The following is a 6,923-nucleotide window of genomic DNA, read 5'->3' as shown; positions in this document are numbered from 1 at the left end:
CCCGCGAGGCCCGCGTGACCGCAGTGCGCTCCATTCGGTTTTGCAAACAACGTCCTGTCGGACAACGTCCTGTCGGATAACGCCCTGCGGGAAAGCACCCTGCCAGATGACGCCCTGTCGGAAAGCGCAGGGGCGATCGGAGTTTCCTTATGAGCCCCAGGAAACTCCGGTCAGCCCAAATGATAATCCTGATCTGGAAAAAAGAATGCCGCAGACAATGCGCCCAACCACATGAGATGAGCTTATGCCAAAAGACACGATCGACCAATCCTTTTTAGTGTTCAACTGCGAGCCTGCCAGCGCCGACATGGTGACGGACATGGACGCCCACGAGATCAAGCGCGTGGCCGAGGCCTCGAACATTGATCTTGCGCGAACCAGCCTGAACCGCGTGCTGCACGGGAATACGGCCGGGCCCAAGGCGGCCCTCGCGGACTTCTACAAGGCGGGCGCTAAAAAGCCGTCCCGGCGGGCCAGGTTGCCATTCCTGCGGATCGTGCTGGGCGCCTCGTCAAACTTCTTTCGCCCTGACGCGCCAGAGCAGATTGGCACATGGGACGACATGCGGCTGGAGGCCTGGCTTGACGTGGCGATGGTCGCCCTGAAAAAGGAGTTCGGCACGGACCTGGTGCATGTCTCGCTGCACCTGGATGAAGACACACCGCATCTGCATGTGCTGGTCGCACCGACGTATCTGCGCACCCCCCGGGCTGTCGATCGCCGCAAGAAGGATGAGACCGACGCCGCGTTTGCGGCGCGCAAGGCCAAGGTCGCGGTGGCCCCGGGCGTGCGCACCGTGGGACGAGCGTCGCATCCGACGTTGCGGCTGGCGGGGAGCTTTGAGGCGCTGCGCCAGGCCTTTGGCCGGGCGTTTGCCGCGCTGGGGATCCATCCGGGCTATCCGCGCACCAAGGATGATCCAAAGCCGAAAACGACCCGCGCGTGGGTGATCGAGGAAGGCGCACGTCTGAACGCCCGGCATGCCGAACTGGACGCGGCCTTTGCCGAGATCGCCGATCTCAAGGAAGCGGCCGTTCTGGACGCGCGTGCGCAGGAGAGGGTCCGCGCAGACCGGATGATCGCGCAGACCGTGGATGGACTTCACAACCAAGTGGCTCACCTGGAAAAGGTCATCGCGACATATCTGCGTCCGCTCAAAGCACTGTGCGCGGAGGCTGCGGCCGAGCGTGGGGTGTTGCGCCGGATCAGGCAGGCTCTCGGGGCTGTGCCCGGCGCGCAGATCAGCCAGGTCCGGGCCGCGCTGCAGCGGGCGGAGATCCAAGAATACCAAGATAATCCTTTCGGTCAGATGCAGCTCAAAAAAGACACGCAGACCTTGAAGACCTATCATGCGTATACCGCCGCACAGCAGCGCGCGTCCATCGTTGACGACGGGCCCGCGTTGCTGCCGCAGGATGAACCGACATCGCAGGTTGAGCCCGATGACGATATGGGTCCGTCACTGTAGCGAGACGGACCGCACCGAGATGGCTGCGCCGCACGTCTGTTGTGGGGGCGGGTGCCCTGGCACCACTGCGCACCGTCGCTCCTGGCGATCGGTTGGGGTCAGAGCGGATGGCAGGCGTTCTGTCGCACGCGCGATGCACGATGGGTTTTGTCGGACTTCGCGATGAAGGGTAGGTTTTGTCAGAGGTGCCGCTCACAATGAGGTTTTGTCAGACCTGTCTTTCGCGACGGGGTTTTGTCAGAGGGCGCCCACAAGGATGGGTTTTGTCAGACCGCGCGATGAAAGGTAGGTTTTGTCAGAGAGGCGTTGATCGAGGTGGTTTTGTCAGACCTGTCATTCGCGACGGGGTTTTGTCAGAGGGCGCCCACAAGGATAGGTTTTGTCAGACGTCGCGATGAAGGGTAGGTTTTGTCAGAGAGACGTTGATCGAGGTGGTTTTGTCAGACCTGTCCTTCGCAAAGGGGTTTTGTCAGAGGGCGTCCGCAAGGGTAGGTTCCGTCAGACGTCACAATGAAGGGCGGGCTTTGTCCGGAGGCTGTTGTGATGTGCGTGGCATGTCCTGCGCACGAGAAACGCGAATCGGCCGGCCCCCGCGTAACAACTGGATCGCAACGTCAGTCGGTCACCGCGTCCCAACGTCAGCCGTGCCTCGAGACGGAAATGCTGTCCTGTTTGGCAAAATCGGGCCAGCTTGTCCCCCGCGTGGCCGCTGCGGTTATCCGCTCGGGCTTGGTTTGCCGCCTCACAGGCCCGGCCAGAACGACGACGCGTCGTCGCCCCAATCATCATCCTCAGGCGGGCCGTCCCTCAGCGAGGTGCGCAGGGCATCGGCTGTGACAATCCCGTCGACCAGCAGGTCGCTGGCGAGGACCTCGATCGTCACGCGGTGCGCGCGGACAAGATCACAGGCGCGGGCATAGGCGGCATCGAGACGGCGCGCGACACGCGCGCGCAGTCCGCGGTGGCGGGCGAACAAAAGAATAGGATCGTCCGCGGCGCTGCACCAGATCAGATCGGGCTCACGGCCGAAGCTGAGCTCTGTGGCGATCGCCAGACGGGTGGCCTGCGCGAGATCACAGGTCGTATTGCCACCGCTGCGGCCAGAAATTGACCCGAGGATCACGTCCTCAGCGGCGCGCCCGGCGAGCAGTGTGATCAGATCCCGCCCCAGATCGGCGCGCGTGCGGGCATCCGGTCGCGGGGTCAGCGCGACATGGGCGATCACGTCCGGTGCGACGGTCAGGCTGAGCCGGTCGGGGCGCGCGGATCCGGTGACATGGGCGACGACGGCTTTGGCCGCGCCAGAGATGGCCACACGGTGGCGCAGCGCCTGGGACACCGGCGGGCGATGATCCCGCAGCGCTGCCATCAGATCGCTGACACTCAGGTCACGGCCCTTGGCGCGCGCGGTCTGGCGGGCGGCCTGCACCAGACCCTTGATGTCGGCCATCGTCGCCCCGGCGGCGGCGCGTGCCACGGGTGTCAGGTTGGCACCGGGCAGGGCGTCACGCAGGTGGTAGCGCAGCACATCGGTCAGATCGGAGGTCTTGGGGTGATGCAGGTCGATGCGCAGCCCCAGCCGTCCCGGACGGACCATCGCGCTGTCGAGACGTTCAGGATAGTTTGTGGCCCCGATGACGATGACACCATCGCGCGCGATGGCCCCGTCCAGATGATTCAGCATCGTATCCGTGACATTGTGGTAGTAGGTCGCGTTGTGGTCTGCGAGCCCGTCACGTGAGGGGATGGCGTCGATCTCGTCGATGAACAGCACAGCGCCTTTGGCCGGACCGGATGCGGCCGCCTTGGCCGTGTCAAAGCTCTTGGCCATGGCGCGCATCATGTCATGACCACGACCTGTAACGGTCGCCTGCCATTCGCCCAGCGTGGCGGTCACAAGCGGGACGCCGGCTGCGCGGGCGAAGGCTGCGGCGGCAAAGGTCTTGCCGGTGCCGGGCGCACCAGTCAGCAACACGCCGCTGGCGACATCGGACCAGGGCAGGGTGCCCGCCCGGAAGGCATTCAGATCTGCTGCGATCTGGCGCAAGGTCTGACCGGCATCACCCAGGCCCGGCAGATCGGCCAGCGTCGGCCCGTCGTCTGCCACGACCCTCTGTGGGCGGGCAAGATCCGCCAGCTTGCGTGCGACCCGGAGCGGACCGGACTGGCGCAGGGCGAGGTCCAAGGTCGTCATGGACAAGGACGCCAGTGCGCTGTCGGACGGCAGGGCCGCGCGGAGCGTATCCGCCGCGATCTGCCCGGTGGCGCTGTGGGTCAGGCGCAGGGTCCATGTCAGGGTCTCGACGCAGGGCCGGGCGATGTGGATGACGGGCAGCGTCTGCAGCGCACCGGGTAGGGTCTGTCCCGGCGGGGTGAGGATCACCAGGGGGGCAGGGTCTGCCAGCTTGTCTTCGACGCGGTCGAGATCAAGCGGATGTCCCGTCGCGGTCCGCGTGTTCAGCACGACGACGTCAGGACGGATCGGTGTCTGCGACAGGGGCTGACCTGCACGCGCGCCGGGGCGGCGCAGGCCCTTCATCAGGGCGTCGCGCAGGCGGTTGGCCTCTGCCGTGCTGTCGCAGACCAAAACGGTGGCGGCGCCGTCCGACAGCAGCGCGTCTACGGCAGACTGTGTGCCAAGGGTCCGGGCCAGCTGTGCCAGTGCCAGCACCGTGCCGGTCTCGACCGGGTAGGGCGGGCGGTATGTGCCTGTGACGCTGTCTGCGGCCCATGGGTCGTCGCCTTCGGCCAATGCGGTGGCGATATCTGCCACGCGCATCACCTCTGCCGCCGGGGTTCCGCTTGGCATCGGGATATCGTGGTCGATGTCGTCAGGGCCGAAGATATCATCGAGGCCTTCCGCGATCTCCCAGGCCCGCAGCGCCGCGGCGGCGTCGGGGCTGGCCGTGTCGGGCGCTGCGGCGGCACGCTTGTCGTCCGCAGGGGCATCATCGCCAGCCTGCGCGTTCGGTGCTGCGTCGGTATAGGCGTCGATATCGGCCTCTGCGTCGGTGCTGCCAAGCCCGCGCAGCATCGCGCCAATCTGTAGCCCGCGGGGACGGTCGGGGTAGAGACGTCGCAATGCTGCTTCGGCAAGTGCGTGCCACCCCGGTGTCGCAACATCCGAAGCGGCTGGAGTTTGGGACTGCGCGGGCGTCGGGGCGGTGGTCAGGCGAGGTTCGGTCATGGCGAGATCCAGTCTGTCGGAATGAGGAGAGACCCCGGTGCCCAAACGGGCGACCGGTGAAGGGCAAAGATGAGCAGGCGCGGCAGGTGAGCGGTCGGCGGATCAGTGTGCAGCGACGGCGGTCCGCAATCTGGCAGAGGCCGTCGTCGATGACGGACCCATCGACCGCTAACGCTGTGACGCTTGCGTCAGTCGGCGCGCGTGTTGCGGCGCGCGCCCTGCGCCTGCCGCGCGGTGGATATCGCGGGATGGTCTGCGGCGGACCGGGATCGTGCGACGACGCCATCGATCAGGGCGTGCAGCATGGGTTCGGCCCTCAGGCGATAGATCTCACCTTGGGTGTTGATGGCGCGCCCGAACACACTCTTCGGCAAAACCAGATCAGGATGGGCGTCCCGCATGTGACGATGGCAGGCTTTCTCTTCGCGAACGGCAAGGTTGCCAGAGGATAAGGCAAGCACCCGGATCACTTCTGACGACACGCTGCGGTCCAGACCGAGCTGGTGGCGCAGGCGCTTGGCCGGGCGGGCGGAATAACCCAGCTTGAGGACCGACATCCCCGGCAGGTTAATCCGGAACAGGTAGATGAACGAGGGCTTTGCCGCCCATCCCTTGCCGCAAGCCGCGCAGGTGCAGTCCCCCCAGCGCATGTTGCCAACACTGATGGATTGCGCGTGGCCGCAATGATGCCGGTAGTCGCGATAGCCTGTGCGCGCGTCCGTTGTCGGACCGATCAGAGCCCAGTCAAAGTCGCGCGCCGCCTCATCATACCGTGCGATACGACACGCTTCACAGCTCAGGGCATGGCCACCCGCTGCGGCGGCTTCGACGCGGAAATACTGACGCCGCACAATATGGCCGCAGGGCAGGCGGAACATGCCGTGTTTTTTATGGCCGGGATCCTTGGCGATGAGCTTTGCACCTACATCTGCGGCCGCACGGGACCGCCGGTCGTGAATGCAGGAGTGACACAGCGGCGTCGCGTCACGAATGACATTGATCCGCACCAGCGCGTCGTTGGTGCATGTGCGACAGCGCAACACGCCGTGGTAACGGTCACGGGCGCGTCCGATCAGATCGAACCCTGCGCGCGTGGCAGAGGTGATCCAGTCCAGCTTGAGCGGCATGGCGAGGGCAGGGTAGGAAACACCGTCGATGATGAAGGCGTCGGACACAGGGGATTGGTCGTTCATGGAACGCACCTCCTGAATAAGGATGAACTACAGGCAAAGGCAGACCGGCGGCATCCGAGAAGACAGATGCCGCGATCGCTTAGATCGGAAACGGACGGATCAGAACGGACCGGCGTGCAGGTCGTCGTCGCTGCCGTTCTCCCGAACGGCCGTCCCGACTGGCGACGCGCGCAGGGCTTCGATCTGTGCAAAGTCCTCCAATGCTGCCGCGATGATCGCATCGACCAGATCGGCTGCAACAATGAGCCGTGGCGCCGCCGCCAGCTCGATCGCAAGCGGGCTGCGGGCATAAGTCCCGGCCCAATACCGCAGACCGCGCGACCGTTGCGCGAGGATGGCCAGATCCTGTCCGTCATCTTGGAACAAGAGCAGCAGCACCCAGGCCGCATCCTTCACCTGTGCAAGCGAGACCGGACCCTCGAAGTAGAAGGTCTCCAGTGCGTCGTCGGCCACAGCCCAGGCATCGGCGGCAGCCGTGTCACACCGCGCCAGTGCCGGATCCTGATTGGCCGCATCGGCGCAGGCGTCAGCCGCCACCGCAGCACGCGTGAGCGCCATGCAGCGATCGAACGCGCGCAGCCCCGCTACAATCGCCGCCGGCAAATCAACCGACACGCAAGGGGTTTGAGACACGCCACCTGGCGTGGTAGGGAACGAGTTATCCATGGTGATCTCCTGATGATCGTTGTGGGTAGTGTAGGCGCAAGGTGAACTCTTGCGTCTGCACGATAATAATATACAATATTGAAAATTGCAATATGCAATATCAGAAAATATCCGAAAGAAGGTCATGGCGAAAGTTGGTCGTCCCAAAACTGACTCGACACCGGTTCTGGTCCGGCTGTCGCCTGCCGCATTGAAGCAACTTGACGACGCCATTGTTGTTGATCCGGATCAGCCATCCCGACCGGAGATGATCCGGCGCATATTGGAAGACTGGTTCAAAGAGCATCCGAATGACTGAACGTGTCAAAGAGACGTGGCGATTCATCGGCTGAACAAACGTTCGGGCGTAATCTTTCCATTTCTTAACGGGACGAGTGACGCAGGGCTTATTGATCGATCTTCATTTCTG

Annotated in this window: 5 protein-coding genes; 2 read left to right on the top strand and 3 right to left on the bottom strand. The window is 64.3% G+C overall.

Annotated features, from left to right (window positions below):
- Window positions 1-244: 244 nt before the first annotated feature.
- Entirely contained in the window at window positions 245-1,468 is a 1,224-nt protein-coding gene (locus GZH79_RS06515) for a plasmid recombination protein (protein ID WP_211642979.1), read from the top strand.
- Between the two features lie 742 nt (window positions 1,469-2,210).
- On the opposite strand, the gene GZH79_RS06510 is transcribed toward GZH79_RS06515, so the two are convergent.
- From GZH79_RS06510 to GZH79_RS06500, 3 genes are all read right to left on the bottom strand, one after another.
- The gene (locus GZH79_RS06510) at window positions 2,211-4,655 is read right to left on the bottom strand and encodes an AAA family ATPase (RefSeq protein ID WP_211642978.1); all 2,445 of its coding nucleotides are present in this window, start codon (window positions 4,653-4,655) and stop codon (window positions 2,211-2,213) included.
- A 188-nt stretch (window positions 4,656-4,843) separates the two neighbouring features.
- Entirely contained in the window at window positions 4,844-5,848 is a 1,005-nt protein-coding gene (locus GZH79_RS06505) for a GIY-YIG nuclease family protein (protein WP_211642977.1), read from the bottom strand.
- Between the two features lie 99 nt (window positions 5,849-5,947).
- Complete coding sequence (locus GZH79_RS06500) at window positions 5,948-6,514, bottom strand: hypothetical protein (RefSeq protein WP_211642976.1); 567 nt, start codon at window positions 6,512-6,514, stop codon at window positions 5,948-5,950.
- 124 nt (window positions 6,515-6,638) lie between these two features.
- Between GZH79_RS06500 and GZH79_RS06495 the strand changes: the two genes are divergently transcribed.
- The gene (locus GZH79_RS06495; protein WP_211642980.1) at window positions 6,639-6,812 is read left to right on the top strand and encodes a hypothetical protein; all 174 of its coding nucleotides are present in this window, start codon (window positions 6,639-6,641) and stop codon (window positions 6,810-6,812) included.
- Window positions 6,813-6,923: the final 111 nt, after the last annotated feature.

Source organism: Loktanella sp. SALINAS62 (genome assembly GCF_018263905.1).
In the GTDB taxonomy this organism is placed as follows: Bacteria; Pseudomonadota; Alphaproteobacteria; order Rhodobacterales; family Rhodobacteraceae; genus Loktanella.
The sequence above is the reverse complement of the archived record's forward strand: the minus strand, read 5'-3'. Positions and strand labels throughout refer to the sequence as shown.